23 protein-coding genes and 1 pseudogene are annotated in these 26,082 nt (G+C 72.9%); 19 read left to right on the top strand and 5 right to left on the bottom strand.

From position 1 onward, the window contains the following. A pseudogene (locus tag IE172_RS28270) lies at nucleotides 1-243 on the bottom strand (hypothetical protein); the annotation flags it as partial. 214 nt (nucleotides 244-457) lie between these two features. Here IE172_RS28270 and IE172_RS28265 point away from each other — a divergent pair. The 5 genes from IE172_RS28265 (at nucleotide 458) to IE172_RS28245 (ending at nucleotide 6,512) form a co-directional block, all read left to right on the top strand. After that, the gene (locus tag IE172_RS28265) at nucleotides 458-1,651 is read left to right on the top strand and encodes an argininosuccinate synthase (protein WP_030221794.1); all 1,194 of its coding nucleotides are present in this window, start codon (nucleotides 458-460) and stop codon (nucleotides 1,649-1,651) included. A gap of 96 nt (nucleotides 1,652-1,747) precedes the next feature. Next, nucleotides 1,748-3,181: an argininosuccinate lyase gene (gene argH / locus IE172_RS28260; protein WP_190100145.1), complete on the top strand. Its 1,434-nt coding sequence runs from the start codon at nucleotides 1,748-1,750 to the stop codon at nucleotides 3,179-3,181. Between the two features lie 171 nt (nucleotides 3,182-3,352). Then, a complete protein-coding gene (locus IE172_RS28255; protein WP_190100144.1) occupies nucleotides 3,353-4,324 on the top strand; it encodes an aldo/keto reductase in 972 nt (323 codons plus the stop codon). 95 nt (nucleotides 4,325-4,419) lie between these two features. Then, entirely contained in the window at nucleotides 4,420-4,989 is a 570-nt protein-coding gene (locus IE172_RS28250) for a TetR/AcrR family transcriptional regulator (RefSeq protein WP_229886492.1), read from the top strand. Continuing rightward, on the top strand, nucleotides 4,986-6,512 hold the full coding sequence (locus IE172_RS28245; protein WP_190100142.1) for an MFS transporter: 1,527 nt from the start codon (nucleotides 4,986-4,988) through the stop codon (nucleotides 6,510-6,512). Before IE172_RS28250 ends, IE172_RS28245 begins: the two co-directional genes overlap by 4 nt. 494 nt (nucleotides 6,513-7,006) lie before the next feature. On the opposite strand, the gene IE172_RS28240 is transcribed toward IE172_RS28245, so the two are convergent. Next, nucleotides 7,007-7,636: a lysophospholipid acyltransferase family protein gene (locus IE172_RS28240; RefSeq protein ID WP_190100158.1), complete on the bottom strand. Its 630-nt coding sequence runs from the start codon at nucleotides 7,634-7,636 to the stop codon at nucleotides 7,007-7,009. Between the two features lie 461 nt (nucleotides 7,637-8,097). On the opposite strand from IE172_RS28240, the gene IE172_RS28235 reads away from it, so the two are divergent. The 3 genes from IE172_RS28235 (at nucleotide 8,098) to IE172_RS28225 (ending at nucleotide 10,428) form a co-directional block, all read left to right on the top strand. After that, complete coding sequence (locus tag IE172_RS28235; RefSeq protein WP_190100141.1) at nucleotides 8,098-9,267, top strand: glycerophosphodiester phosphodiesterase; 1,170 nt, start codon at nucleotides 8,098-8,100, stop codon at nucleotides 9,265-9,267. A gap of 111 nt (nucleotides 9,268-9,378) precedes the next feature. Beyond that, entirely contained in the window at nucleotides 9,379-9,873 is a 495-nt protein-coding gene (locus tag IE172_RS28230) for a sigma-70 family RNA polymerase sigma factor (protein WP_190100157.1), read from the top strand. A gap of 57 nt (nucleotides 9,874-9,930) precedes the next feature. Continuing rightward, on the top strand, nucleotides 9,931-10,428 hold the full coding sequence (locus tag IE172_RS28225) for a GNAT family N-acetyltransferase (protein WP_190100156.1): 498 nt from the start codon (nucleotides 9,931-9,933) through the stop codon (nucleotides 10,426-10,428). Here the strand turns inward: IE172_RS28225 and IE172_RS28220 are convergent, their stop codons facing one another. Together IE172_RS28220 and IE172_RS28215 are read right to left on the bottom strand one after the other, a co-directional pair. Further along, nucleotides 10,429-10,869: a hypothetical protein gene (locus tag IE172_RS28220; RefSeq protein WP_190100140.1), complete on the bottom strand. Its 441-nt coding sequence runs from the start codon at nucleotides 10,867-10,869 to the stop codon at nucleotides 10,429-10,431. Nucleotide 10,870: 1 nt separating this feature from the next. After that, nucleotides 10,871-11,230 (bottom strand): hypothetical protein, encoded by a 360-nt coding sequence (locus IE172_RS28215; protein ID WP_190100139.1) that lies wholly within the window; start codon nucleotides 11,228-11,230, stop codon nucleotides 10,871-10,873. Between the two features lie 127 nt (nucleotides 11,231-11,357). Between IE172_RS28215 and IE172_RS28210 the strand changes: the two genes are divergently transcribed. From IE172_RS28210 to IE172_RS28170, 9 genes are all read left to right on the top strand, one after another. Beyond that, nucleotides 11,358-12,008: an HAD family hydrolase gene (locus tag IE172_RS28210; RefSeq protein WP_190100138.1), complete on the top strand. Its 651-nt coding sequence runs from the start codon at nucleotides 11,358-11,360 to the stop codon at nucleotides 12,006-12,008. A gap of 397 nt (nucleotides 12,009-12,405) precedes the next feature. After that, nucleotides 12,406-13,452 (top strand): methionine ABC transporter ATP-binding protein, encoded by a 1,047-nt coding sequence (locus IE172_RS28205; RefSeq protein WP_190100137.1) that lies wholly within the window; start codon nucleotides 12,406-12,408, stop codon nucleotides 13,450-13,452. Beyond that, on the top strand, nucleotides 13,449-14,186 hold the full coding sequence (locus tag IE172_RS28200) for a methionine ABC transporter permease (protein ID WP_190100136.1): 738 nt from the start codon (nucleotides 13,449-13,451) through the stop codon (nucleotides 14,184-14,186). Before IE172_RS28205 ends, IE172_RS28200 begins: the two co-directional genes overlap by 4 nt. 60 nt (nucleotides 14,187-14,246) lie before the next feature. Further along, the gene (locus tag IE172_RS28195; protein WP_190100135.1) at nucleotides 14,247-15,074 is read left to right on the top strand and encodes a MetQ/NlpA family ABC transporter substrate-binding protein; all 828 of its coding nucleotides are present in this window, start codon (nucleotides 14,247-14,249) and stop codon (nucleotides 15,072-15,074) included. Nucleotides 15,075-15,206: 132 nt separating this feature from the next. After that, nucleotides 15,207-15,845 carry a GNAT family N-acetyltransferase gene (locus tag IE172_RS28190; RefSeq protein ID WP_190100134.1) on the top strand — a complete coding sequence of 213 codons (639 nt, stop codon included), beginning with the start codon at nucleotides 15,207-15,209 and terminating at the stop codon, nucleotides 15,843-15,845. A gap of 132 nt (nucleotides 15,846-15,977) precedes the next feature. Then, nucleotides 15,978-17,186 carry a precorrin-6y C5,15-methyltransferase (decarboxylating) subunit CbiE gene (gene cbiE / locus IE172_RS28185; RefSeq protein ID WP_190100133.1) on the top strand — a complete coding sequence of 403 codons (1,209 nt, stop codon included), beginning with the start codon at nucleotides 15,978-15,980 and terminating at the stop codon, nucleotides 17,184-17,186. 370 nt (nucleotides 17,187-17,556) lie between these two features. Further along, nucleotides 17,557-21,165 carry a nicotinate-nucleotide--dimethylbenzimidazole phosphoribosyltransferase gene (cobT, locus tag IE172_RS28180; RefSeq protein WP_190100132.1) on the top strand — a complete coding sequence of 1,203 codons (3,609 nt, stop codon included), beginning with the start codon at nucleotides 17,557-17,559 and terminating at the stop codon, nucleotides 21,163-21,165. A gap of 165 nt (nucleotides 21,166-21,330) precedes the next feature. Next, on the top strand, nucleotides 21,331-22,563 hold the full coding sequence (gene cobA, locus IE172_RS28175; RefSeq protein ID WP_190100131.1) for a uroporphyrinogen-III C-methyltransferase: 1,233 nt from the start codon (nucleotides 21,331-21,333) through the stop codon (nucleotides 22,561-22,563). Nucleotide 22,564: 1 nt separating this feature from the next. Further along, a complete protein-coding gene (locus tag IE172_RS28170) occupies nucleotides 22,565-23,380 on the top strand; it encodes a TrmH family RNA methyltransferase (protein WP_190100130.1) in 816 nt (271 codons plus the stop codon). A gap of 92 nt (nucleotides 23,381-23,472) precedes the next feature. Here the strand turns inward: IE172_RS28170 and IE172_RS28165 are convergent, their stop codons facing one another. Then, entirely contained in the window at nucleotides 23,473-24,753 is a 1,281-nt protein-coding gene (locus IE172_RS28165; RefSeq protein WP_190100129.1) for a serine/threonine-protein kinase, read from the bottom strand. A gap of 195 nt (nucleotides 24,754-24,948) precedes the next feature. Here IE172_RS28165 and IE172_RS28160 point away from each other — a divergent pair, with 195 nt between their 5' ends. After that, nucleotides 24,949-25,224 carry a DUF8836 family protein gene (locus IE172_RS28160; RefSeq protein ID WP_190100128.1) on the top strand — a complete coding sequence of 92 codons (276 nt, stop codon included), beginning with the start codon at nucleotides 24,949-24,951 and terminating at the stop codon, nucleotides 25,222-25,224. 198 nt (nucleotides 25,225-25,422) lie between these two features. Further along, nucleotides 25,423-25,602, top strand: a complete 180-nt coding sequence (locus IE172_RS28155; protein WP_190100127.1) for a hypothetical protein — start codon at nucleotides 25,423-25,425, stop codon at nucleotides 25,600-25,602. The last annotated feature ends 480 nt before the right edge of the window (nucleotides 25,603-26,082 follow it).

Genomic DNA, 26,082 nt, shown 5'->3' with positions numbered 1-26,082 from the left:
GCCGAGGGTGCGGTCGACCTCTGCCCGCGCGGTGGCCGGGACCGCCGGGAGCCGCGGGGCGACGTCCGGGCAGGAGACCGTGCCCGGCCCCGCCAGTGTCCGGGCGTCCGCCCCGGCGCCGTCCCCGGACGACTCGCCGGCGAGGGCGGTGCCGGCGATCACCGCGCCGGTCAGCGCGACGGCCGCGGCGCCGCCGATGAAGCCGACGCGGCGCTTGTTGTACTTCGGAAGAGCCCTGGACATGCGGATGCCTCACTCGGGTCGGGGGTGCTGCGGGCGGAGCGACGCGGCGCCTGCGTCGGGGAGGGATACGGGTAAGCGGTTTCGGGCGTTCACGCGCCGTCCGAATCCGGCCGCCGCATGGCCGGAACACCGGCCCTCGAGCCGGCGGATTGACGAATCATGCGGACTCCTGCATACTCATGCATATCAGCGAATGCACTGTAAGGAGAATCCCGTGACCGAGCGCGTCGTACTCGCCTACTCGGGCGGTCTGGACACCTCCGTCGCCATCGGCTGGATCGCCGAGGAGACGGGCGCCGAGGTCATCGCCGTTGCGGTCGACGTCGGCCAGGGCGGCGAGGACCTGGACGTCATCCGCAAGCGCGCTCTGGCCTGCGGCGCCGTCGAGGCCGAGGTCGCGGACGCCAAGGACGAGTTCGCCGACGAGTACTGCCTCCCGGCGATCAAGGCCAACGCCCTCTACATGGACCGCTACCCGCTGGTCTCGGCGCTGTCCCGGCCGACGATCGTCAAGCACCTCGTCGCCGCCGCGCAGAAGCACGGCGCCACCACCGTCGCCCACGGCTGCACCGGCAAGGGCAACGACCAGGTCCGCTTCGAGGCCGGCATCGTCGCCCTCGCCCCCGACCTGAAGTGCATCGCCCCGGTCCGCGACTACGCCATGACCCGCGACAAGGCCATCGCCTTCTGCGAGGCCAAGGGCCTGCCGATCGCCACCACCAAGAAGTCCCCGTACTCCATCGACCAGAACGTCTTCGGACGCGCCGTCGAGACCGGCTTCCTCGAGGACATCTGGAACGCCCCGATCGAGGACGTGTACGAGTACACGCAGAACCCGGCCGTGGCGCGCGAGCCCGACGAGGTCGTCATCACCTTCAAGGAGGGTGTGCCGGTCGCCATCGACGGCAAGCCCGTCACCGTGCTCCAGGCGATCCAGCAGCTCAACGAGCGCGCCGGCGCCCAGGGCATCGGCCGGATCGACATGGTCGAGGACCGCCTCGTCGGCATCAAGTCCCGTGAGGTCTACGAGGCGCCCGGCGCCATCGCGCTGATCACCGCCCACCAGGAGCTGGAGAACGTCACCGTCGAGCGCGAGCTCGCCCGCTACAAGCGGCAGGTCGAGCAGCGCTGGGGCGAGCTGGTCTACGACGGCCAGTGGTTCTCCCCGCTGAAGCGTGCCCTGGACGGCTTCATCACCGAGGCCAACCAGCACGTCAACGGCGACATCCGGATGACCCTGCACGGCGGCCGCGCCGTCGTCACCGGCCGGCGCTCGGAGTCGTCGCTGTACGACTTCAACCTGGCCACCTACGACACGGGCGACACCTTCGACCAGGCGGCGGCGAAGGGCTTCATCGACATCTACAGCCTGTCGGCGAAGATCGCCGCCAAGCGCGACCTCGCCTGACGGGCCGACGGCCTCGCACGCACTAGCCTGACAGCCGCCTCCTCACGCGACCGTGGGGAGGCGGCGGCACATCCGGAACCTCCGAGGAGCACGCAAGTGAGCAGCAACAGCGGTGACGTACGGCTCTGGGGCGGCCGTTTCGCCGACGGTCCCGCCGAGGCCCTGGCGAAGCTGTCCGCGTCCGTCCACTTCGACTGGCGGCTCGCGCCCTACGACATCGCCGGATCCCGTGCCCACGCGCGCGTCCTGCACAAGGCGGGCCTGCTCACCGAGGACGAGCTCGCCCGCATGATCGAAGGGCTCGACCGGCTCGAAGCGGACGTGGCCTCCGGCGACTTCACGGGCACCATCGCCGACGAGGACGTCCACACCGCCCTGGAGCGCGGCCTGCTGGAGCGCCTCGGCCCCGACCTCGGCGGCAAGCTGCGCGCCGGACGGTCCCGCAACGACCAGGTGGCCACCCTCTTCCGCATGTACCTGCGGGACCACGCCCGCGTTCTCGGCGGTCTGCTCGCCGACCTCCAGGACGCGCTGACCGGACTCGCCGAGGCCCACCCGGACGTGGCCATGCCCGGCCGCACCCACCTCCAGCACGCCCAGCCGGTGCTCTTCGCCCACCACGTCCTCGCCCACGTCCAGGCGCTGTCCCGGGACGCGGAGCGGCTGCGCCAGTGGGACGAGCGCACGGCCGTGTCGCCGTACGGTTCGGGTGCCCTCGCCGGTTCCTCCCTCGGCCTGGACCCGGAGGCGGTCGCCGCGGACCTCGGCTTCGAGCACGGCAGCGCCGCCAACTCCATCGACGGCACCGCCTCCCGGGACTTCGTCGCGGAGTTCGCCTTCATCACCGCGATGATCGGTGTGAACGTCTCCCGGATCGCCGAGGAGGTCATCATCTGGAACACGAAGGAGTTCTCCTTCGTGACCCTGCACGACGCCTTCTCCACCGGCTCGTCGATCATGCCGCAGAAGAAGAACCCGGACATCGCCGAGCTGGCGCGCGGCAAGTCGGGCCGCCTCATCGGCAACCTGACCGGTCTGATGGCCACCCTCAAGGCCCTCCCGCTGGCCTACAACCGCGATCTGCAGGAGGACAAGGAGCCGGTCTTCGACTCCATCGACCAGCTGGAGATCCTGCTGCCCGCCTTCACCGGCATGATGGCCACCCTCACCGTGCACCGCGAGCGCATGGAGGAACTGGCCCCGGCCGGGTTCTCCCTGGCCACCGACATCGCCGAGTGGCTGGTCAGGCAGGGTGTGCCGTTCCGCGTCGCCCACGAGGTGGCCGGCGAGTGCGTCAAGGTCGCCGAGTCCGAGGGCAAGGAGCTGGACGAACTGACCGACGAGCAGTTCGCCGAGATCTCCGCCCACCTCACCCCCGAGGTGCGGACGGTCCTCAACGTCCCCGGCGCCCTCGCCTCCCGCGACGGCCGCGGCGGCACCGCCCCGAGCGCGGTGGCCGTCCAGCTCGCCGAAGTCAAGGCCGACCTCGCCGCCCAGCACGCCTGGGCCGACGCCGCACGCCGGAAGTGACCGCACACCCCTGAGGAAGGTTCCCCAGGGGCGCGGAGGACTGCGCGACCGGCCGCGACGGCGCCGCACAGCACGACCCGAGTTCCTGAGGCGCCCCAGTTGGCCGAGCGCGGCGGCACCGCAGGCTACGTTGGTCGGAACGCCGAACCGGACCGACCGACGGAGCCCGCGATGCCCTTCGCCCGACTGGCGACAGCGACCACCCCCACCTGCCACATCGGCCTCGGCCTCGCCGCCGTCGGCCGTCCCGGCTACATCAACCTCGGCCGGGACGCCGACCTCGGGGACGACCGCGGCGTCGAGGCGCTGCGCACCCGCACCCACGAACTCCTGGACGCCGCCTACGCCCAGGGCGTGCGCTACTTCGACGCCGCCCGCTCCTACGGCCGCTCCGAGGAGTTCCTCGCCGGCTGGCTGGACAGCCGTCCGGAGGCCGACGACGTCGTCGTCGGCAGCAAGTGGGGGTACACCTACACCGCCGACTGGTCCACCGATGCCGAGCGGCACGAGGTCAAGGACCACTCCCTCGCCGCCTACGAGCGTCAGCGCGCCGAGTCCGTAGCGACCCTCGGTGACCGGCTCGACCTCTACCAGATCCACTCGGTGACCCCGGAGAGCCCCGCCCTGACCGACAAGGAACTGCACGCCCGGCTGGCGGAGGCGGCGGCCCAGGGGGTGACCGTCGGCTTCTCCACCAGCGGCCCCGCCCAGGCGGACGCGATCCGCACCGCCCTCGCCGTCACCGTCGACGGCGAGCCCCTCTTCCGTACCGTGCAGTCGACCTACAACGCCCTGGAGACGTCCGCCGGGCCCGCGCTCGCCGAGGCGCACGAGGCGGGCCTCACGGTGATCGTCAAGGAGGGCATGGCCAACGGCCGGCTGGCCGCGCCGAACGCCCCCGAGGCGCTGCGGGCCGTCGCCGAGGAGACCGGCCTGGGCTGCGACGCCGTCGCCCTCGCGGTCGTCCTGCGCCGGCCGTGGGCCGGTGTCGTCCTCTCCGGCGCGGCGACCACCACCCAGCTCGCCTCGAATCTGCACGCCCCCGCCGTCGACCTCACCGACGACCACATGTCCCGCCTCGCCGCGCTGGTCGAGGAGCCCGGGGCCTACTGGGAGCGGCGCGGGCAACTGCCCTGGCACTGATCCTCCGGCACCACCGGCGCACACCGGCGATCCCGTGATGAGACCCATACGCCTTGGATGAGACATTCATGTCTCATCTGCGCTACTCTCGCCTCATGGCTGTCGACCGTGACCAGGTGCTGCGCAGTGCCGCCGCCCTGCTGACCCGCAGATCCACCGCGACCATGGACGAAGTCGCCAAGGCCGCCGGGATCAGCCGCGCCACCCTGCACCGGCAGTTCGCCGGGCGTGACGCGCTGGTCCGGGCGCTGGAGGCGCTGTGCATCGCGGAGTGCGAGGCCGCCCTGGCGGCGGCCAGGCCCGACGAAGGGCCCGCCGTCGACGCCGTACGGCGCCTGATCGCCGAGATCGAGCCCAACGCCCCGCTGCTCGCCTTCCTGTACAGCGAGAACCAGCTCTTCGAGGGCGAGGAGCAGAACGAGGGCTGGGCCAGGATCGACGAACGCGTCGCCGCCCTCTTCACGCGCGGGCAGGCGGGCGGGGAGTTCCGCATCGACCTCACCCCGGCCTGGCTCACCGAGGCGCTCTACGGACTGCTCGCCTCCGCCGCCTGGGCGGTGGCCGAGGGCCGCGTCGCCCCGAAGGACTTCACCCACATGATCGCCGAGCTGCTGTTCGGCGGCGTACTGCGCCGGGACGACCCGGCGCCGAGGAAGGAATCATGACCAGCGCCCTCCGGCCGGAGACCACGACCGAGGAGACCGCGCGCCCGGGGCGGTGGCTCGCCCTCGCCGTACTGGTGCTCGCCGTGCTGCTGGTGGCCGTCGACGCGACCGTCCTCGGCCTGGCCACCCCCTACATCAGCGAGGACCTCGCACCCACCGGCACCCAGCTGCTGTGGATCGGTGACGTCTACTCGTTCGTCATCGCCGGTCTGCTCGTCTCCATGGGAAGCCTCGGCGACCGTATCGGCCGCAAGCGGATCCTGCTCTACGGCGCCACCGCGTTCGGCGCGATATCCGTGCTCAACGCCTACGCCCACACGCCCGAGCTGATGATCGTCGCCCGGGCGCTGCTCGGCGTCGCCGGCGCCACCCTGATGCCGGCCACCCTGGCCCTGATCCGCAACCTCTTCCACGACCCCCGCGAACGCAGCCTCGCCATCGGCATCTGGGGCGCGACCGCCTCCGCGGGCACGGCCGTGGGACCGGTTCTCGGCGGCTTCCTGCTCGAACACTTCTGGTGGGGCTCGGTCTTCCTGATCAACCTGCCCGTGATGGCGGTGCTCGTGGCCGTCGGCATCAAGCTGCTCCCCGAGTCGCGCACCGCGCACCCCGGCCCGTGGGACATGACCAGCGTGGTCCTGTCACTCGTCGGCATGATCGGTGTCGTCTACGCGGTGAAGGAGACCGCCAGCCACGGCTTCACCTGGCCCGCCCCGGCCGCCGGACTGCTGGGCGCGGCCGCCCTGTACGGCTTCGTGCGCAGGCAACTCACCCTGCCCGCGCCACTGCTGGACATGCGGCTCTTCCGGCACCGCGGCTTCAGCGGGGCCGTACTGGCCGACCTGCTGGCCATCTTCGGCCTGTCCGGGCTGGTGTTCTTCCTGTCGCAGTATCTGCAACTCGTCCAGGGCCGACGCCCGTTCGAGGCGGGCCTCGCCGAACTTCCCGCCGCGGTCGGGGCGGTGGCGGCCGGACTGCTCGCCGGCCGGGCCGCACGACGCTTCTCGGTGCGCTCCGTCGTGGCCGGGGGACTGGCCGCCATCGGTCTGTCCCTGGCGGCCCTCACGGTGATCGGCCAGTCCACCGGGTATCCACTGCTGGGCGCGGCGCTGCTGGTCGTGGGTCTGGGAGCCGGCTTCTCCTTCACGGTGACCGCCGACGTGATCCTCTCCAGCGTGCCCAAGGAACAGGCGGGCGCCGCCTCCGCCGTCTCCGAGACGGCGTACGAACTCGGCGCGGCCCTCGGCATCGCCGTGCTCGGCTCCATCGTGACCGGCGTCTACCGTGACTTCACGGCCCCGTCCGGCACCCCGGCCGAGGCCCACGAGTCCCTGGGCGGCGCGGTGGAGGTGGCCTCCCACCTGCCCGCCTCCCTGGCCGACCCCATGCTGCACGCGGCCCGCCAGTCCTTCGTCGACGGCCTCACCCTGGCAGCGGGCACCGGAGCGGCGGTCCTCCTCACCGCGGCCGCAGCCGCCTGGTACATGCTCCGCCACCAACACCTGGCCACCAGCGACAACTGACCACCCCCCCTCCAGGGGCGCGGGGAACTGCGCGCCCAGCCCCAACGCTCCCGCACCGGAGTGACGACCGATCGGACGGTGCCAACCACGAGGAGGGCTGACCAAAACCTCCCAGGGGCGCGGGGAACTGCGCGCCCAGCCCCAACGCTCCCGCACCGGAGTGACGACCGATCGGACGGTGCCAACCACGAGGAGGGCTGACCAAAACCTCCCAGGGGCGCGGGGAACTGCGCGCCCAGCCCCAACGCTCCCGCACCGGAGTGACGACCGATCGGACGGTGCCAACCACGAGGAGGGCTGACCAAAACCTCCCAGGGGCGCGGGGAACTGCGCGCCCAGCCCCAACGCTCCCGCACCGGAGTGACGACCGATCGGACGGTGCCAACCACGAGGGGGGCTGACCAAAACCCCCCAGGGGCGCGGGGAACTGCGCGCCCAGCCCCGACGGACCCGCACCCGGAGGGCGACCCCACCCGCCCCAGCCCAGCGCAGCGCTACGCGGCCTTCGCCTTGCTCGCGTACATGTCCACGTACTCCTGCCCCGACAGCCGCATCACCTCGGCCATCACCGAGTCGGTGACCGCGCGCAGGACATAGCGGTCCCGGTCCATGCCCTCGTAGCGGGAGAACTCCATCGCCTCACCGAAGCGCACCGTGACCTTGCCCGGCCGGGGCAGTCCCGCACCGCCCGGCTGGAGCTTGTCCGTGCCGATCATCGCGAACGGCACCACCGGCGCGCCGGTCATGAGGGTGAGCCGGGCGATGCCGGTACGCCCCCGGTAGAGCCGGCCGTCGGGGGAGCGGGTGCCCTCCGGGTAGATGCCGAAGACGTTGCCCTCCTCCAGCACCCGGCGCCCGGTCATCAGTGCGGCGACCCCGCCCCGGCCGCCGTCGCGGTCGACGGGGATCATGCCGACGCCCGTGAAGAACCACGCCATCAGCCGGCCCTTGAGTCCCTTGCCGGTGACGTACTCGTCCTTGCCGATGAAGAAGACCTGACGGTCGCAGACGATCGGCAGCACGATCGAGTCGATGAAGGTCAGATGGTTGCCGGCCAGGATCACCGGACCGTCGCCCGGGATGTTCTCCGCGCCCTCCACCTGTGGGCGGAACATCAGGCGCATGATCGGACCGAGCACTGCCTTGATGAGCGCGAAGCGGGACAACGGGCCCTCCGGTGGGAAGCGGACGTGGGTGAATGCCGTATGTGTCTGTCTGTGCAGGTGAGGACATTACTCGCGGCCCAGGGGGTTGCGCACATCGGGCTCATGTGTGTTCACCGGGGTCTTACTCACTTTTGACCCGGGTTCACCTGCGGTGGCCCGCCGTGGCCGGCGCGAAACGCGGCCGTCACGCTGTGACGGACGTCGCCCGGACCCGCACACGGCGGTGAGTGCCCCCGAGGGCCGGACCCAATCGGACGAGCCGTCACATCCCCGCCGGAATACGACAGGCGTACGTCATCCGTATGAGGGGCGTACGACACGCAACCTCACCCGTGTGTTCGGCCCGGGGTCTCCCGTCCGTCATCGACACGCACCTACGATCGGCCCGCACCGGACGAGCCGACACCAGGAGGACGCGCATGGCAACGCGGGAGTCGAACGAACAGGCGGGCGTAACCGGACGGCGGGCCCTCCTCGGCGCGGCCGTGCTCGGAGCCTCGGGATCAGTGCTGGCACTGGGCGGCACCGCGAGGGCCGCCGACGCCCGCCGGGGAGGCGGCCGGGGGCTGAAGGGCCTGCCCGTGCCGACGATCATCGGCCACCGCGGCGCCAGCGGCTACCGGCCCGAGCACACCCTGGGTGCCTACCAGCTCGCCCTCGACATGGGCGCGGACATCGTGGAGGCCGGCGACCTCGTACCCACCAGGGACGGACACATCGTCTGCCGGCACGAACCGGAGATCGGCGGCACCACCGACGTCGCCGACCATCCGGAGTTCGCCGGCCGCCGCACCACCAAGACACTGGACGGCGTCCCCGTCACCGGCTGGTTCACCGAGGACTTCACCCTCGCCGAACTGAAGCGGCTGCGCGCCGTCGAGCGCATCCCCGCCAACCGGCCGCACAACACGCTCTACGACGGCCGCTGGGAGATCCCCACCTTCGAGGAGGTGCTGCGCTGGCAGGACGAGCAGACCCGCAGGCGCGGCAAGCAGGTCTGGATCTACCCCGAGACCAAGCACCCCACCTACTTCCGCAAGCTCGGCCTGGGTCTGGAGGAGCGCGTCGCGAAGATCCTGCGCCGGCACAACAAGCACCGCGAGAACTCGCCGGTCATCCTCCAGTCGTTCGAGCCGACCGGTGTCCAGCGGCTCAGCAGGCTCGTCGGCAATCCGCTCGTGGTCCTGCTGTCCGGTGCGAACAGCAGGCCCTGGGACTTCGTCGAGTCCGGTGACCCGCGCACCGTCGCCGACCTCGTCACCCCCGCGGGCCTCAAGGAGATCGCCTCCTACGCCCAGGGCATCGGCCCCACCCTCGACCTGGTCGTCCCGCGCGACGCTGACGGCAGGCTCACGCGGCCGACCGCCCTGGTCCGTGACGCCCACCGGGCCGGACTGATCCTGCACCCCTACACCCTGCGCAACGAGAACCCCTTCCTGCCCGCCGAGTTCCGCAGGGGCACCGACCCCGACGCCTACGGCGACGTGTTCGGCGCCTACCGCGCCTACTTCGCCACCGGCATCGACGGCGTCTTCACCGACCATCCCGACACCGGACTGCTGGCACGCGAGGACTTCGTCAACAACTGACCCGTACCGCCTGAAATGGGTGATGTCGTGCCGCTCCGGGCAACCGTGTCCGGGGCGGCGCGAGTCGTTGCGCGTATGACACACGAGCCGGTCATGGCGCAGGAGCCGGTCATGGCGCACGAACTGGTCCTCTCCCTCCGTCCGCTGCTGAGCGCGGAGGCGTCCGCCGAGGCGTCCGGCTGCGGAGCCGAGGCGGGGGACCTGGAACAGGCGGTCTGGCTGCGCCTGCTGGAACGTCTCGGCGAGGGAGGCCCGCCGCCCGACCTGCCGCTCTGGCTGCGCAGGGCCGTCCGCGCGGAGGCCCGCCGCGTCCGCCGGGCCGCGCGCAGGGAGACGGCGCTGACCGGCGAGGTCGCCGACGCCGGCCGCCACGATCCCGAACGCCTCGTCCTGGCCGCCGCCCGCCGCCGCGTCCTGCGGGACACGGTGCGCAGGCTGCCCGGCCGCTGCCCCCGTCTGCTGGGGGCCCTGCTGTCCGCGCACGATCCGACCTACCGGGAAATCGCAGGGGAGTTGGGTATCTCACAGGGCAGCCTCGGCCCGGAACGTTCCAGATGCCTGGGATGTCTGCGGCGTTTGCTCGCGCCGGAGGTTGCGGCGCGTTGAGGACGGGGATAGGAGTGGGGGACGACAGGTGATCAGGTGAGCGGGAGGCGTGCGCACATGGGCATGAGCGTGACCATCTCTGCGGCGGCCGAGCAGGACGCGGAGCAGATCTTCAGGTTGCAGTACCTGTGCTTCCAGAGCGAAGCGGCCCTCTACGGCAACTACCGCATCGACCCCCTGGTCCAGACCCTCGACTCGGTGCGCGACGAGGTCGCCGCCGACTGCGTGGTCGTCGCCCGCCTCGGCGACGAGATCGTCGGCTCGGTGCACGGCAGGATCACCGACGACGGCGCCGCCGCGATCGGCAAGCTCTGCGTCCACCCCCGCCTCCAGGGGCACGGCATCGGCGCCCGGCTGCTCAGGGCGGCGGAGTCCGCGCTCGCCGGTGAGCGCGGCGCGCGGACGTTCCGGCTGCACGCCGGGCACCGCAGCGAGAGCAACCTGCGGCTGTACAGCAAGGTCGGCTACCAGCGGGTGGGCACGTCCGAGGGCAGGGACGGCGTACCGATGATCGTGCTGGAGAAGGACGCGGAGGCGTTCGCCACCACCGCCTGATCAGGCCCCGGTCCGCCGGGGCCGCGCCGTGCGCAGCCAGTACACGGCGGTCAGCGGCAGCAGCACCGGGATGAACAGGTATCCCATCCCGTAGTCCGACCACACGGTCGCGTCCGGGAAGGCGGACGGCTCCACCAGCGTCCAGGTGCCGACGGTCAGTACGCCCACGAGCTCGGCGGCGCAGCACACCAGCGCCGCCCTGCGGGCCGTCTCCCCGCCCCGCACCAGGGTGTACGTGATGAAGCCGTAGACGATCCCGGCCAGCGCCGACAGCGTGTAGGCGAGCGGCGCCCGGTCGAACTCGGTGGCGATCTGGTACGCGGAACGCGACACGGCGCCGACCACCATCACCCCGTACAGCCACACCAGCAGCAGCCCCGGCCCGCCGATCAGCCGCGTCGGCTGCGGCTCCTGCCGCGTGCTCTCCCGCGTCGCCGCCATGTCAGCCCCTCCAGATGTCATAGAGCCGAACCTCGAGCACGGCCAGCACGACACCGCTCGCGGCGACCGTCAGCGACCCCCAGCGGGAGCGCTCACCGAGCGACAGGAAGCCGGCCGCCGGGACGCACGCGAACGAACCGAGCAGGTACGCCACGAAGATCGTCGTGCCCTGCCCGGGCTCCTCGCCCCGGGCCAGCTGCACGATCCCGACGACCAGCTGTACCAGGGCCAGCAGCGTGACCACGGCCATCCCGATGAAGTGCCAGTCCTTCGTCGGCTGATCACGGTAGGCGGCCCACCCGCACCAGGCGGCGAGCAGCAGCGCGGCGACGGCGGTCACCACCGTCAGGACGTCAAGCATGGCAGCGACTTTATTACGGCCCGCGCCCCTGGCCGCGCCCGGCCCCGGGAGCACTCCGGCGAGGGCCGTCGGTGCCCGGCCGGGACCTCCGCCCGGTACGGTCCACCGGGCCCGTAAGGTCGATGGCATGACCATCCATGCACAGGCCCTGCTGTTCGACAACGACGGAACCCTCGTCTCCTCCCTGCTGTCCGTCCAGCGCTGCTGGACCCGGTGGGCCGGGGAGTACGGCATCACCGCCGAGCAGTTCGGACGGGTCGAGCTGCACGGCCGGCCGGCCGCCGAGATAGCCGCCGACCTGCTTCCCGCCCACGTCGTGCCGGAGGCCGTCGCACGGATCGAGGACCTGGAGGTGGAGGACGTGCCCAACGGCGGTGTGCACCTGCTCCCCGGCACCCGGGAATTCCTCGGCGCGCTGCCCGCCGAACGCTGGGCCGTGGTCACCTCCGCCACCCGGCGTCTGGCCGAGGCCCGCCTCGACGCCGTCGGCATCCTGCCCAAGACCCTGATCGCCGCCGACGACATCACCCGCGGCAAGCCCGACCCCGAGCCCTACCTCCTCGCCGCCCGCACCCTCGGTGTCGACCCCGCGCACTGCGTCGTCTTCGAGGACGCCCCGGCCGGGCTCCAGGCGGGCCGCGCCGCGGGCATGACGACCGTGGCCTTGGCCACAACCCACCAGGCCCACGAGCTGACCGCCGACCTCGTCGTCGATGACCTCTCGGCCTTGTCCGCACTGGTCACCGACGGGGGAGTGGAGATCGCCGTACGCCCCTGACGTGCGCGCACGGCTGTCCACGGCTGTCCACTATACGGACAGCCGTGTCCGGTAAGGAGCGAACCTCTGCTTTACTGGGCCGCATGACCACGACGAGCGACCGCATCCCTGCGACCGAGGCGACCACCACGCCCGGTGCTCGTTGTATGTGTCCGTGCCGAATGCGCGCCTTCTAGAGGGCCCCCGCACCATTTGAGCCTCGCGCCCCGAAGCGAGAGCCGGCCCATGTCCGCGACCGAGCCCGGCCCGCGCGACTGAGCCACGCCCCCGCGCGCACGTTTCCCGGCGGTCTCCTCCGCCGCGCCCCGCTACGTGCCGCTCCGGCTGCTTTCGACCCTGATTGCCTCGTGCCCGGTGCTCCCGAGCCGCCGCGCACTCGACAGTGACGGATACCCACGTGATCACCACCTCCGGCCTGACCAAGATTTATCGGGCTCACCGCTCCAGCGGTCGCGAGGTCACCGCCCTGGACGGCGTCGACCTGCACGTCCGCGAAGGCGAGGTCTACGGCGTCATCGGCCAGTCCGGTGCCGGCAAGTCCTCCCTCATCCGCTGCGTCAACCTCCTGGAGCGCCCCACCGCCGGCACCGTGACGGTGGCCGGCCGGGACCTCACCGCCCTCGCCGGGCGCGGCCCGCGCGCCGGCCGGGAACTGCGCCAGGCGCGCAGCCGGATCGGCATGGTCTTCCAGCACTTCAACCTGCTGTCCTCGCGCACCGTGCAGGACAACGTGGAACTGCCCCTGGAGATCCTCGGGAAGTCGGGGAAGGAACGTTCCCGCAAGGCGCTGGAACTGCTCGACCTGGTCGGCCTCGCCGACAAGGCCAAGTCGTACCCGGCCCAGCTCTCCGGCGGCCAGAAGCAGCGCGTCGGCATCGCCCGCGCCCTGGCCGGCGACCCCAAGGTGCTGCTCTCCGACGAGGCCACCAGCGCCCTCGACCCCGAGACCACCCGCTCGATCCTCCAGCTGCTGCGCGACCTCAACCGCCAGCTCGGCCTCACCGTCCTGCTCATCACGCACGAGATGGACGTCGTGAAGCAGATCTGCGACTCGGCCGCCCTCATGGACCGGGGCCGCATCGTCGAGTCCGGCACGGTCAGCGACCTCCTGGCCACGCCCGGCTCCGAACTGGCCTCCGCCCTCTTCCCGGTGGGCGGCGAGGCCTCCGGCGACGACCGCACCGTCCTCGACGTCACCTTCCACGGCGACAGCGCGACCCAGCCGGTCATCTCCCAGCTCTCGCGTACCTACAACATCGACATATCGATCCTCGGCGCCGCCATCGACACCGTCGGCGGCCTCCAGGTCGGCCGGATGCGCATCGAACTGCCCGGCCGCTACGAGGACAACGTCGTACCGATCGGCTTCCTGCGCGAACAGGGCCTCCAGCTCGACGTGCTCGACCGGGAACAGCCCGTGCTGGTGAAGGAGGCGGCCAAGTGACCTGGTCCCAGATGCAGCCCCTGCTCGAACAGGCGTGTATCGAAACACTGATCATGGTCGGCTGGTCCACCCTGATCGCCGTCGCGGGCGGCCTCCCGCTCGGCATCCTGCTCGTCCTCACCGACCGGCACGGACTGCTGCAGAACACGGTGGTGAACAAGGTCATCGGGCAGATCGTGAACGTCGGCCGCTCGATGCCGTTCATCATCCTCATGGTCGCCCTGACCAGCTTCACCCGCTGGGTCACCGGCACGTCCATCGGCAGCGAGGCGGCGATCGTGCCGCTCGCCATCAGCGGCATCCCCTTCTTCGCCCGCCTGGTGGAGACCGCCGTCCGCGAAGTGGACCACGGTCTCGTCGAGGCCGTGCAGGCCATGGGCGGCAACACCTGGACGATCGTCCGCAAGGTGCTCGTCCCCGAGGCGCTGCCCTCACTGATCGCCAGCACCACCACCACGGTCATCGCCCTCATCGGCTACTCCGCCATGGCCGGCGCGGTGGGCGGCGGCGGACTCGGCGACTTCGCCGTCCGCTACGGCTACCAGCGCTTCGACAGCGAACTGATGTGGATCACCGTCGCGATCCTCGCCGTGGTCATCTCGCTCATCCAGTTCGCCGGCGACTTCGCCGCCCGCGCCCTGCACCGCCGCGGTGCCCGCTCGGGCCCGGGCCCCACGCTGCGTTTCCTGAAGGCCAAGGACCCGGCCGCGGGCGACGTCGGCAAGGTCGCCTGACACCCCTCCCCAGACTCCCCGTACTCCCGGGGCCGCACCACCCAAGGAAAGGCACTTTTCGTGCGTAACACCGCCAAGATCGCCACCGCTGTCCTCGCCACCGGAGCCCTCACCCTCGGCCTCACCGCCTGCGGCGCCGACGACGACGCCGCCTCCGACACCTCCGGCCCGCTGATCGTCGCCGCGAGCCCCGTGCCGCACGCCGAGATCCTGACCTTCGTCAAGGACAACCTCGCCGAGAAGGCCGGCCTCGACCTCGAGGTCAAGGAGTTCACCGACTACGTCACCCCGAACACCGCGACGGAGGACGGCTCGGTCGGCGCCAACTTCTTCCAGACCCAGCCCTACCTCGACGACTTCAACAAGAAGAACGGCACGCACATCGTGTCCGTCGTCGACGTGCACCTGGAGCCGCTCGGCCTCTACTCCAACAAGGTCGACAAGGCCGACGCGCTGAAGAACGGCGCGACCGTCGCGATCCCCAACGACACCGTCAACGAGGGCCGCGCCCTGCAGCTGCTCGCCGCGAACGGCCTGATCACCCTCAAGGACGGCGTCGGCACCGCGGCGACCCCCGCGGACATCACCAAGAACCCCAAGGACCTCACGTTCAAGGAGCTGGAGGCGGCCCAGACGCCCCGCTCCCTCGAGGACGTCGACGCGGCGGTCGTCAACGGCAACTACGCCATCGAGGCCGACCTGAAGCCCGCCGAGGACGCCCTCCTCCTGGAGGCCGCCAAGGACAACCCGAACAACAACCTCCTCGCCGTCAAGGAGGGCAAGGAGGACGACCCGCGCGTGAAGAAGCTCGCCGAGCTCCTCACCTCCCCCGAGGTGAAGAAGTTCATCGAGGACAAGTACGCCGGTTCCGTGCTCGCGTCCTTCTGATCCGGCGCGCCCGCCACTCACGGGGGCCACTCCGCTGCGCGGAGTGGCCCCCGTGGTGCGCCGTAGTGCTTGCATGCTGCATGCTGGGCAGTTCAGCAGTACCCGACGGTCTCTCAGGTTACGGAGCGGCGCATGACGAGCACCTTCCCCGACATCTCCATCAGCACGGAGCGGTTGGTGCTGCGTCCCTTCGACACCGACGACGTTCCCGCCCTCACCGCGATGATGAACGACGAACAGGTCACCGCCTGGACCGACGCCCCGACCCCCTTCACCGAGCTCAGCGCCCGCACCTGGATCGGCGAAGAGGCCCCCGCCCTGCGCGCCTCCGGCCACGGACTCGACCTCGCCGTCACCGAGTTCCTCACCCAGCGCCTGGTCGGCGTCATCCGGCTCCACGGGACCGACTGGCAGGTGCGCTCCACCGAGCTGTCCTACATCGTCGCCCCCTGGGCACGCGGCGAGGGCTACGCCTGCGAGGCCGCCCTCGCCACCGCACAGTGGCTCTTCGGAGACCAGAAGCTCCAGCGCGTCGAGCTGCGCACCGCCGCCGACAACACCGCCGCCCAGCAGGTCGCCCAGAAGATCGGCTGCATCAGCGAGGGCGTGCTGCGCGGCGCCTGCATAGCCCGGGCCCGCACCGGGGACGGCGGGTGGAGCCACGTACGCACCGACTACATCGTCTGGAGCCTGCTGCCCGAGGACGTCGAGGGCGCGGACGGACAACTGGCCGACAGCGGCGGCTTCTCCGCCTATCCGGACTGGAACTGACCCCCGCCGGCGGCCCCGCCCCGAGCGGCACCCCCGCAGCGGTCCACGGCCGCACCGGGTAACCTCAGCAGACCGCCCCCGAGGGCGGGACAGCCGACGACGACCTGCGCGAACTCCAGGAGACTGACGACGATGGCCGACCGGGTCACGGTGATCGGCTGGGACGGCTCGCCGCTGACCGAAGCGGCCCGCGCCGCGCTGGGCGCCGCCACCCTGGTGGCCGGCGCCGCCCACCACCTGGCACTCCCCGAGGTGCCCCCCGGTGCCGAACGCATCCGGCTCGGCTCCGTCGCCCTCGCCGCCCGCCGTATCGCCGCCCACCGCGGCACGGCCGTCGTCCTCGCCGACGGCGACCCCGGCTACTTCGGCGTCGTACGGACCCTGCGCGCACCCGAGTTCGGCCTGGAGGTCGAAGTGGTGCCCGCCGTCTCCTCGGTCGCCGCCGCCTTCGCCCGCGCCGGAATGCCCTGGGACGACGCCCACGTGGTGGTCGCACACTCGCGCACCCTGCGCCGCGCGGTGAACGTGTGCCGGGCCCACACCAAGGTCGCGGTGCTCACCTCACCCGGCGCCGGCCCCGCCGAACTGGGCCTGCTCCTGGAAGGGGTGCACCGCACCTTCGTCATCTGCGAGGAACTCGGCACCCCGCGCGAGCGGGTCAGCGTGGTCACGTCCGACAAGGCCGCCGACCACACCTGGCGCGACCCCAACGTCGTCATCGTCATCGGCGGGCGGGCCGCCGGCGACTCCGGCGGCTGGATCGCCGGACGCGACCCCTCGGCCGGCCCGCGCGGCTGGACCCTGCCCGCCGAGGAGTACGGCGGCGCACTCGGCGAGGGCGAGCGGGAACCCCTGCGCACCTCCCAACTCGTCCGCCTCGGACCGCGCCCGGGCGACCTGGTCTGGGACATCGGCTGCGGCAGCGGTGCCTTCGCCACCGACGCCGCCCGGGCCGGCGCCGCCGTCATCGCCGTCGACAGCGACCGGGAAGCCTGCGCCCGCACCGACTCCACCGCCCGCCGGCTCGGGGTCCAGCTCCAGATCGTCCACGGCACCGCGCCCCACGTGCTGGAGAACCTGCCCGAACCGGACGTCGTCCGGGTCGGCGGCGGCGGAGCGGCCGTGGTCTCCGCGGTCGCCGACCGCCGGCCCCAGCGGATCGTCGCGCACGCCGCCACCCGTGACGCCGCCGAACTCATCGGCCGGAACCTCACGGAACACGGCTACCGGGTCGAGTGCGCGCTGCTGCAGTCCCTCGAACTCGACACCTCCGTCTGGACGGAGAAGGAACGGAGCGTCGCGTTCCTGCTCAGCGGGGTGCTGCCCGCCCGTGGCGACTGATCCGATTGCCGTCCCCGTGATCGGATTGTCCCACCGCGCGAGGTAGGCTGGCCGATCGTTGTACCGCACCCGGACGCCCGGCGCTTCGTCGGCCAATGTCCGGAAAACGTGCCCGTTTTGGGGTGGGTCGTGGTACGGCAGGTAACCGGAGGGCGCGCAACGTGGCGCAGTCCACAGCGGAACCGTCGCCGATCAAGCTGACGCGACGGCCGTGCGGCCGCGACAATGCCAGTGAATGGCTTTGTCGCCTTTTTCGGGCGGGCCGTTCGTGCCGCTGGGGACGCACGCTCGTTCTTCAGTGTGGGGCGGTCGGTGCGCCGTTCCGGGTGAGCTGGTCGTAGGAGCACTAACCGATGGGCGAGGGGTACGCATGACCGACACCGGCCAGGTCCCGGGCGAGGGACTGCCGGAGAACGCAGGCATGGTGGAGCAGCCGGGCGTCCCCGCGCCCGACGCGTACACCTACCTCTCCGACAGTCCCGCCGAGGACGAAGACCTGCTGCTGCCCGGCGCCCAGGGCGCCTGGGGCAACGAGATCGCTCCGCCCGCGCCCGAACCGGTCGTCGAGACCGTGCACGAGCCCGGACCGCACGAGACGGCGGGCCGCGACACCGGCTCGGTCGACCTCGGCGGGGTCCGGCTCCCCGACCCGGGCCGGCCGCAGACCGCGCCGGCCGCGCCGCGCCGTCCGCTGCACCTCGGCCCGCCCATCCCCGACGTCTCCGCGAGCCCGGTCCGCTCCCTCGCCGACCGCGGCCCCGCCGACCTCCCGGCCCGCCAGCCGGGCCCGCCGACCCTCGGCCCCGAGTACCTCGACATCCCGCGCGCGCGGGAGGCGACGGCACCGCAGGCGGCGGCCCCCTGGGGCGCGCAGCCCGTGACGGGCGCGGGGGCGCCGGCCGCGGAAACGGTTGCCCCGCGGGCGGAGCCGGCGGGCACGGCCCAGGCGGTCGCCACGGGCGTCACCACGGAGACGGTCGCGGTCCAGGACACGGCAGGGGCGGGCATCCCCGCCGGCGGCGAGGCCGCGCCGGAGCACACGCCGGTGGCCTCCGAGGCGCCGGTGGTTCCCGAGGTGCCGGTGGTTCCCGAGGTGCCGGTGGCCTCCGAGGCGCCGGTGACTCCCGAGGTCCAGGGTGCCGGGGACCCCGTGCCGGCCGTCGTGCCGGAGCAGGGGCGCCCGGCCGAGCCGTCGGAGCCGGCCCCGGCGATCGTGCCGCCCGCGGAGGCCGCGGCCCACGCTCACGCACCGGTTTTCGAGGTGCCGCAGCCCACCGAGGCCCCGGCCCCGGAACCCGTGGCGGACGCGCCGGAGGACTTCGGGGCGCCCCAGGCAGCGGTGGCCCCGGACGCGGTCGTCCCGGCGCAGGGCGCCGTGGCCGTGGCGGAGCCCGCCCCGGCCGCCGAGGAGCCGGCGGCCGTCGGCACACCGGATGCGGGGACGCCCGAGTCCGTCCCTCAGGCACTCCCCGTTCAGGAACCGGGCACCGACGCCCCGGGGCCGGAGATGTTCCGGGCCGCGGAGACGTCCGAGCCCGCCCCGCCGGCCGCGGAACCGCACCCCCTCCCGGCACCGGAGGCGGCCGGACCGGACCCGGTCCACGCCCTCCAGGCGCCGGAGACCGCCCAGGAACCGGCACCCGAGGCCGCCGCGGCGGAGTACGCCCAGGTCGCGGAGGTGCCGTCCCCCCAGGACGCCGTACCGTCTCCGGAGACCGCCCCAGCGGTGCCCGGCGCCGTGACGGCCCCGCTCGTCGAGACGCCCGCCGCACCGGACCCCGCCCTGTTCGCCTCCGCCGCACCGGCGGCGGAACCCGGTACGCGGCAGCCGGCCACGGCGGACGACGCCTCCTTCACCCCGGAGCCCGGCGGAGCCGCGCCCGAGGAAACTCCTGCCGAGATTCCCGCCGGGACGCCCGTGCCGCCCCTGTCTCCGGCCGCCGAGGCTGCGGAGGAGCCCCACGCCCCCGCCGCGCCCGCTCCGGCGGACCCGGTCCAGGGCCCCCAGCAGACCTCCGTGGCCCCCGCCCCCCTCGTGTCCGGGCCGGAGCAGCCCCACGGCGGGTTCGTCCTCGTGGACGACGCCGCGCCCGGCGCGACGCCGCCGCAGGGCGTCACCGTCCCGGCCGCGGAGCGCGACGAGGCCGGCGCCCTGCCCCCCGGCCCCGGCGCCGAACCCGCCCAGGACCCGGACGACCTGGACACCCAGGGCGCCGGCGTGCGGCCGGAAGCGGCGCCGGCCACCGGCCCGGCCGCCCCCGGCTACGACGACGCCGAACGCGAGGCCGTCCTCAAGGTCATGCGCGAGCGGCGGGACATCCGCAACGGCTTCCGCAGCGACCCCATCCCGCACGAGGTGCTGCTGCGCGTCCTGGAGGCCGCCCACACCGCACCCTCCGTCGGCCACTCGCAGCCCTGGGACTTCGTCGTCATCCGCTCCGCCGAGACCCGGCGCAGCATGCACGAACTGGCCATGCGCCAGCGGGACGCCTACGCCAAGTCCCTCCCCAAGGGCAGGGCCAAGCAGTTCAAGGCCCTGAAGATCGAGGCCATCCTCGACACCCCGGTCAACATCGTCGTCACCGCCGACCCCACCCGCGGCGGCCGTCACACCCTGGGCCGCCACACCCAGCCGCAGATGGCGCCCTACTCGTCCGCGCTCGCCGTGGAGAACCTCTGGCTCGCCGCCCGCGCCGAAGGACTCGGCGTCGGCTGGGTCAGCTTCTTCGACGAGCGCGAGATGGTCCGTGCGCTGGGGCTTCCCGAACACCTGGAGGTCGTCGCCTACCTGTGCGTCGGCTACGTCGACGAATTCCCGGACGAGCCCGAGCTGACGCAGGCCGGCTGGTCCAAGCGCCGCCCGCTGTCCTGGGTCGTGCACGAGGAGACGTACGGGCGCCGCGCCCTGCCCGGAGAGGACCCCCACGACCTGCTTGCCGAGACCGTCGCGCAGATCCGCCCGCTGGACGCCAAGGCGCTCGGCGAGGCGTGGGAGCGCCAGAAGCGCATGACCAAGCCCGCCGGCGCCCTCGGCATGCTGGAGATCATCTCCGCCCAGCTGTCCGGACTGTCCCGCCAGTGCCCGCCGCCCATCCCGGAACCCGCGGCCGTCGCGATCTTCGCCGGTGACCACGGTGTGCACGCCCAGGGCGTCACGCCGTGGCCCCAGGAGGTCACCGCGCAGATGGTGGCCAACTTCCTCGGCGGGGGAGCGGTCTGCAACGCCTTCGCCACCCAGGTGGGCGCCGAGGTCTGCATCGTCGACGTGGGCGTCTCCGCCGACCTCCCCGCCACCCCCGGTCTGCTGCCGCGCAAGATCCGCGCCGGCACGTCCGACATGACCACCGGGCCCGCGATGACCCGCGAGGAGGCCAAGCAGGCCATCGAGGTCGGCATCGAGACCGCCCGCGACCTGGTGGCGGCCGGCAACAAGGCCCTGCTCACCGGTGAGATGGGCATCGCGAACACCACCGCGTCCGCCGCCCTCATCTCGGTCTTCACCGGCGCCGACCCGGCCGAGGTCACCGGCCGCGGCACCGGCATCAACGACGAGACCCTCGTCCGCAAGACCGACGTCGTGCGCCGCGCCCTCGAACTCCACCAGCCGGACCCGGCCGACCCGCTCGGCGTCCTGGCCGCCGTCGGCGGCTTCGAACACGCGGCCATGGTCGGCCTGCTCCTCGGCGGCGCGTCGCTGCGTACGCCGGTGATCCTGGACGGCGTCAGCGCCGGTGCCGCCGCCCTGGTGGCCCGGGCCATCGCCCCCGAGGTCCTGGCCGCCTGCATCGCGGGACACCGCAGCGCCGAACCCGGCCACGTGGCCGCCCTCAACACACTGGGCCTGCGCCCCCTGGTCGACCTCGACCTCCGCCTCGGCGAGGGCACGGGGGCGCTCCTGGCGCTCCCCCTGGTCCAGAGCACGGCCCGGGCCATGCACGAGGTGGCGACGTTCGATTCGGCCGGGGTGACCGAAAAGTAGCCCGGACGGCTGCTCCGGTCCGGGCCGGGGTGGGCGGGGTGGGCGGGGATTCACCCCACCCACCCCGGCCCTCCTCCGGGCGCGCGCTTAAAATCCCCACGTCAAGCCCGCTCCGACGCCGCAGCGTGCCCGCTGACCCACCGCCTGTCCGAGGAGCCCCACCTGATGGCCGAACACCCCGCCTACCCCGTAGGTCTCCGTCTCGGCGGCCGCCGGATCGTCGTCCTCGGCGGCGGCCAGGTCGCCCAGCGCCGCCTCCCCGCGCTGATCGCGGCCGGCGCCGACATCCATCTCGTGTCCCCCGAGGCCACCCCCTCCGTGGAGGCCATGGCGGACGCCGGCGAGATCACCTGGCACCGGCGCCCCTACGCCGAGGGCGACCTCGCGACCGCCTGGTACGCCCTCATCGCCACCAGCGACACCGGGGCGAACACCCGGGCCTCCGCCGAGGCGGAAGCGCACCGCGTGTGGTGCGTCCGCGCGGACGACGCCGACGCGGCGACGGCGTGGACCCCGGCCACGGGCACCAGCGAGGGCGTCACGGTGGCCGTCCTCACGACGGAGGCACGCAGCCGCGACCCCCGCCACACCGCCGCCGTACGCGACGCCGTGGTCGAGGGACTGCGCGACGGCACCCTCGTCGCGCCGCACCACCGCACCCGCACGCCCGGCGTCGCCCTCGTCGGCGGCGGCCCCGGCGACCCCGACCTGATCACCGTGCGCGGCCGTCGCCTGCTCGCGGAGGCCGACGTCGTCATCGCCGACCGGCTCGGCCCCCGCGACCTGCTCGCCGAACTCCCGCCGCACGTCGAGGTGATCGACGCGGCGAAGATCCCGTACGGCCGCTTCATGGCCCAGGAGGCCATCAACGACGCGCTGATCGAACACGCCAAGCAGGGCAAGTCGGTGGTCCGGCTGAAGGGCGGCGACCCCTACGTCTTCGGCCGGGGCATGGAGGAACTCCAGGCGCTCGCCGAGGCAGGCATCGCCTGCACCGTGGTGCCCGGCATCTCCAGCTCCATCTCCGTGCCCGGCGCGGCCGGCATCCCCGTCACCCACCGCGGTGTGGCGCACGAGTTCACCGTCGTCAGCGGCCATGTCGCGCCCGACGACGAACGCTCCCTCGTCGACTGGCCGTCCCTCGCCCGGCTGACCGGCACCCTCGTCGTCCTCATGGGCGTCGACAAGATCGGCCGGATCGCCGAGACCCTCGTCGCGCACGGCAGGTCCCCGGACACCCCCGTCGCACTCGTCCAGGAGGGCACCACCGCCGCCCAGCGCCGCGTGGACGCCACACTCGCCACCGTCGCCGACACCGTCGTCGCGCAGAACGTCAAGCCGCCGGCCGTCATCGTCATCGGCGAGGTCGTCGGCGTGGGCCCGCACGGAGCGGCCTGACATGGCCCGGATCATCACCGTCACCGACCCCGGCGACCCGCGCCTGCACGACTACACCGGCCTGACCGACGTCGAACTGCGCCGCCGCCGCGAACCCGCGGAGGGCCTGTTCATCGCCGAGGGCGAGAAGGTCGTCCGGCGCGCGGGGGACGCCGGCTACGCGATGCGCTCCATGCTCCTGTCGGCGAAGTGGGTCGACGTCATGAGCGACGTCATCGACCGGTTCGACGCCCCGGTGTACGTGGTGGACCCCGCGCTCGCCGAGGAGGTTACCGGCTACCACGTGCACCGCGGCGCCCTCGCCTCCATGCAGCGCCGGCCCCTGCCCACGGCGGCCGACGTGCTGCGCACCGCCCGCCGGGTGGTCGTCATGGAGTCCGTCAACGACCACACCAACATCGGCGCGATCTTCCGTTCGGCCGCCGCCCTCGGCATGGACGCCGTCCTGCTCTCACCGGACTGCGCCGACCCCCTGTACCGGCGCAGCGTGAAGGTGTCGATGGGGGCGGTCTTCTCCGTGCCGTACGCGCGGGTGGACACCTGGCCCCGCGGGCTGGAGACGGTGCGCGGGGCCGGTTTCCGGCTGCTCGCGCTCACCCCCGGTGAGAAGGCCAGGCCCCTGGACGACGTGGCTGCGCACCGGATGGAACGGGTGGCGCTGATGCTCGGCGCGGAGGGCAGCGGCCTGTCCTCCCGGGCTCTCGCGGCCGCCGACGAGTGGGTCCGCATCCCGATGTCCCACGGCGTCGACTCCCTCAACGTGGGAGCCGCGGCCGCGGTCGCCTTCTACGCGGTGACCTCGGGGCGCCCGCGGTAGACGGGCGTCGGGGTGCCCACGGCGCCCGAGCGGCAGCCGGCCACGGCGCGCCCAGCGACGGGTGCCCAGGTCCACCCGCCTCCGTCGCGGTCTCACCCCGGGCCCTGGCAGCCCTGCACCAGTGCGATGCCCAGCGCGACGACCAGCGTCACCACGACGAACACGAACAGCCGCTGCCGGAGCAGCCGCGGATTGGCGGGCCGCAGGCCGGTCCCCGTCGTCCGGGGCCCCGTACGGCGCGCACCGGTGCCGGACCGCGTGGTGTTCCGGGACGCGGGAGCGGGGCGCGATCCGCTCCGGGACGGCGCGCCGCCGCGCGGGTTGCTGTCCCGCGCGGACCCGCCCCGGGCGGGGGGCACGCCGCGGCTGTTCCGGACCGGGGAGGAACCGCTGTTCCTGGGTGCGGAACCGCGCCCGCGCGGGGGAGGGGTCCCCGGCCCGCCCTGCCTGCGCCGTACCCGCTCCGGGGAGGCGTCCGCGAGGCGTCCGCCGGTCCGGTCCGGCTCGGGGGAGCGCGGCGCGGGCGGACGGACGTCGGCCAGGCCCTGGGCCTCACGCGCGGCGATCTCCTTGAGCCGCAGCGACAGTTGGAGCGTGCTGGGCCGCTCGTCGGGATCCTTCGCCAGGCAGGCGCGGACCAGGGGGGCCAGCGCGTCGGGGACGCCGTGCAACTGGGCCTCCTCGTGCACCACGCGGTACAGCATCACCTCCGAACTGCCGTGCCCGAAGGGGGAGTCGCCCATCGACGCGTAGGCGAGCGTGGCGCCCAGCGAGAACACGTCCGTGGCCGGCGTGACGGCCGCCCCGCGCACCTGCTCGGGGGCGAGGAAGCCGGGCGAGCCGACCGCGGTGCCGACGTGGGTGAGCGTCGAGGCGCCGGTCGCCCAGGCGATGCCGAAGTCGATGATCCGCGGCCCCTTCGGGGACAGCAGGATGTTGGACGGCTTGAGGTCCCGGTGCACCACACCGGCCTCGTGCACGGCGACCAGCCCTTCCGAGAGGGCCGCGCCGACCGCCGCGACGTCGGCGGCCTGGAGCGGGCCCTCACCGGCGACCTTGTCGTGCAGCGAGGGGCCGGGCACGTACTGGGTGGCGAACCACGGCCGGTCCGCGTCCAGATCGGCGGCGACCAGCCGGGCGGTGCAGCCGCCGCGGATGCGCCGGGCCGCCGACACCTCCCGCGCGAACCGTGAACGGAACTCCTGGTCCTCCGCCAGATCCGGCCGGATGACCTTCAGTGCGACCCGCTGCCCCTTCTTGTCGGAGCCCAGGTAGACCACGCCCATCCCACCCGCGCCGAGCCGTCGGTGAAGCCTGAAAGAGCCGACGACGCGCGGGTCCTCGCGCCTCAGGCGCATCATCGCCATGTTCATCCCCGCTGCCCGGTCCTGTGACGTGCCACAGCTTACGTTTCCACGGCGGCCCGTGCGCAGAGGCCGCGCCCTCTCGGCCCGACGGATTGTCAGTGGTGGGTGGGAGACTTGAAAGGTGGTCAGGGAGCGTGCGAACCAGCCGGGTTCGTCCGCTGTGCGATCCCAACCACCGGACGGTGAAGGGGGATTGATCGCGTGAAGGGTGACCGGGTGGAGATCGTCGTGGACGCCGGGGACACGACGCGCACGTACGAGGTGGTGGCGAGCAGGGCGGGACGCAGGGTGGAGACCGCGGTGCGCCGGGGGGTGGTCGAAGTGAGCGAAGTCACCCGTACCGGGGCAGTTGTGCGGACGGCCCGGTTCATGGCGAACCGGGTGCTCGCGCTGGTGGAGCAGCCGGTGCCGCGGGAGGACGGATCGGAGAAACGGGGACAGGGCGGACGGCCCTTCGGGGATGACCCTGAGTCCTAGGATCCCGTCTCCACCCAGGGGAGTACGGGGCGGGTCGAGGCTCATCCTCCGGGAGGCCCGGCATTCGGTACGAGGGCATGACGCCCCGGGGGCGCCGGGCCCCTAGATTTGAGGTCAAGCGGCGGGTGCGGTACTCGTCCCCCGAGGTCAGACGCCCGCCGCTGTCCAAGTCAACAGAAAACGGCCAGGAGAGGGACCATGGCGTACACGGCACCGCGGACCGTCGTCCGCACGCGGGAACACGGCGAAGGCCGTCGCCACCCGCTGGTGGCGACGCTGATGGCCCTTCCTCTGGCGGTCCTGCTCCTCCTCGTCTTCGACGGGTGGGAGACGGTGGCCACACAGGCGTCGTCCGTGGGAGAGATGCTGGGGCGCTGAGCGGCGACCCCAGGCCCGGAAGAGCGGTCCGGGCGGGGACATCCACCCATGAAACCCCGTGGGGACGGGGGTGCGGCGGACGGCAAGAATGCCGGCGCAGCTGGGGAGCTGCGCCGGCATTGCCCTTCCCACCTTGAGCCTCTCCGCAGCGTCCGCGTTCCGCGCTTCTCCGCCCTCCGCGGGCAGTCGTGCCGCTGGGGCGGCACGGGTGGGCGCGACGGCACCCCGCTCGCGCAGGGCTGCGCCCACACCCCCCCGGCCCGCCCCCACGCACGGCACCTCACGACCACCGGCATCCGCAACCCCGTACCGCCGAACCGCACATCGCCCGCGCCCGCGACACCCCGTACCCTCACCCCGTGCCCCCGGACCTCCTCCCCGCGCTGACAGCGCACGTCACGGCAACAGCCCACGCCCGCCGCAGCGTCGACGACGGCGTCAGCGACACGGAGCACCCCTGCCCCTGCCCGGCGGGAACCC

The sequence above is a fragment of the Streptomyces griseoflavus genome, assembly GCF_014649995.1.
Lineage (GTDB): Bacteria > Actinomycetota > Actinomycetes > Streptomycetales > Streptomycetaceae > Streptomyces > Streptomyces griseoflavus.
Note: the sequence above shows the minus strand (reverse complement) of the source record. Positions and strands in the feature narration are given on the sequence as shown.

What these genes read in the sequence shown, in the direction of transcription:
- IE172_RS28255 (WP_190100144.1), top strand. Translation starts at nt 3,353, where the DNA reads ATGCCCTTCGCCCGACTGGCGACAGCGACCACCCCCACCTGCCACATC.
- IE172_RS28250 (WP_229886492.1), top strand. Translation starts at nt 4,420, where the DNA reads ATGGCTGTCGACCGTGACCAGGTGCTGCGCAGTGCCGCCGCCCTGCTG.
- IE172_RS28245 (WP_190100142.1), top strand. Translation starts at nt 4,986, where the DNA reads ATGACCAGCGCCCTCCGGCCGGAGACCACGACCGAGGAGACCGCGCGC.
- IE172_RS28240 (WP_190100158.1), bottom strand. Translation starts at nt 7,636, where the DNA reads ATGCGCCTGATGTTCCGCCCACAGGTGGAGGGCGCGGAGAACATCCCG.
- IE172_RS28235 (WP_190100141.1), top strand. Translation starts at nt 8,098, where the DNA reads ATGGCAACGCGGGAGTCGAACGAACAGGCGGGCGTAACCGGACGGCGG.
- IE172_RS28230 (WP_190100157.1), top strand. Translation starts at nt 9,379, where the DNA reads ATGGCGCACGAACTGGTCCTCTCCCTCCGTCCGCTGCTGAGCGCGGAG.
- IE172_RS28225 (WP_190100156.1), top strand. Translation starts at nt 9,931, where the DNA reads ATGGGCATGAGCGTGACCATCTCTGCGGCGGCCGAGCAGGACGCGGAG.
- IE172_RS28220 (WP_190100140.1), bottom strand. Translation starts at nt 10,869, where the DNA reads ATGGCGGCGACGCGGGAGAGCACGCGGCAGGAGCCGCAGCCGACGCGG.
- IE172_RS28215 (WP_190100139.1), bottom strand. Translation starts at nt 11,230, where the DNA reads ATGCTTGACGTCCTGACGGTGGTGACCGCCGTCGCCGCGCTGCTGCTC.
- IE172_RS28210 (WP_190100138.1), top strand. Translation starts at nt 11,358, where the DNA reads ATGACCATCCATGCACAGGCCCTGCTGTTCGACAACGACGGAACCCTC.
- IE172_RS28190 (WP_190100134.1), top strand. Translation starts at nt 15,207, where the DNA reads ATGACGAGCACCTTCCCCGACATCTCCATCAGCACGGAGCGGTTGGTG.
- cbiE (WP_190100133.1), top strand. Translation starts at nt 15,978, where the DNA reads ATGGCCGACCGGGTCACGGTGATCGGCTGGGACGGCTCGCCGCTGACC.
- cobT (WP_190100132.1), top strand. Translation starts at nt 17,557, where the DNA reads ATGACCGACACCGGCCAGGTCCCGGGCGAGGGACTGCCGGAGAACGCA.
- cobA (WP_190100131.1), top strand. Translation starts at nt 21,331, where the DNA reads ATGGCCGAACACCCCGCCTACCCCGTAGGTCTCCGTCTCGGCGGCCGC.
- IE172_RS28170 (WP_190100130.1), top strand. Translation starts at nt 22,565, where the DNA reads ATGGCCCGGATCATCACCGTCACCGACCCCGGCGACCCGCGCCTGCAC.
- IE172_RS28165 (WP_190100129.1), bottom strand. Translation starts at nt 24,753, where the DNA reads ATGAACATGGCGATGATGCGCCTGAGGCGCGAGGACCCGCGCGTCGTC.
- IE172_RS28155 (WP_190100127.1), top strand. Translation starts at nt 25,423, where the DNA reads ATGGCGTACACGGCACCGCGGACCGTCGTCCGCACGCGGGAACACGGC.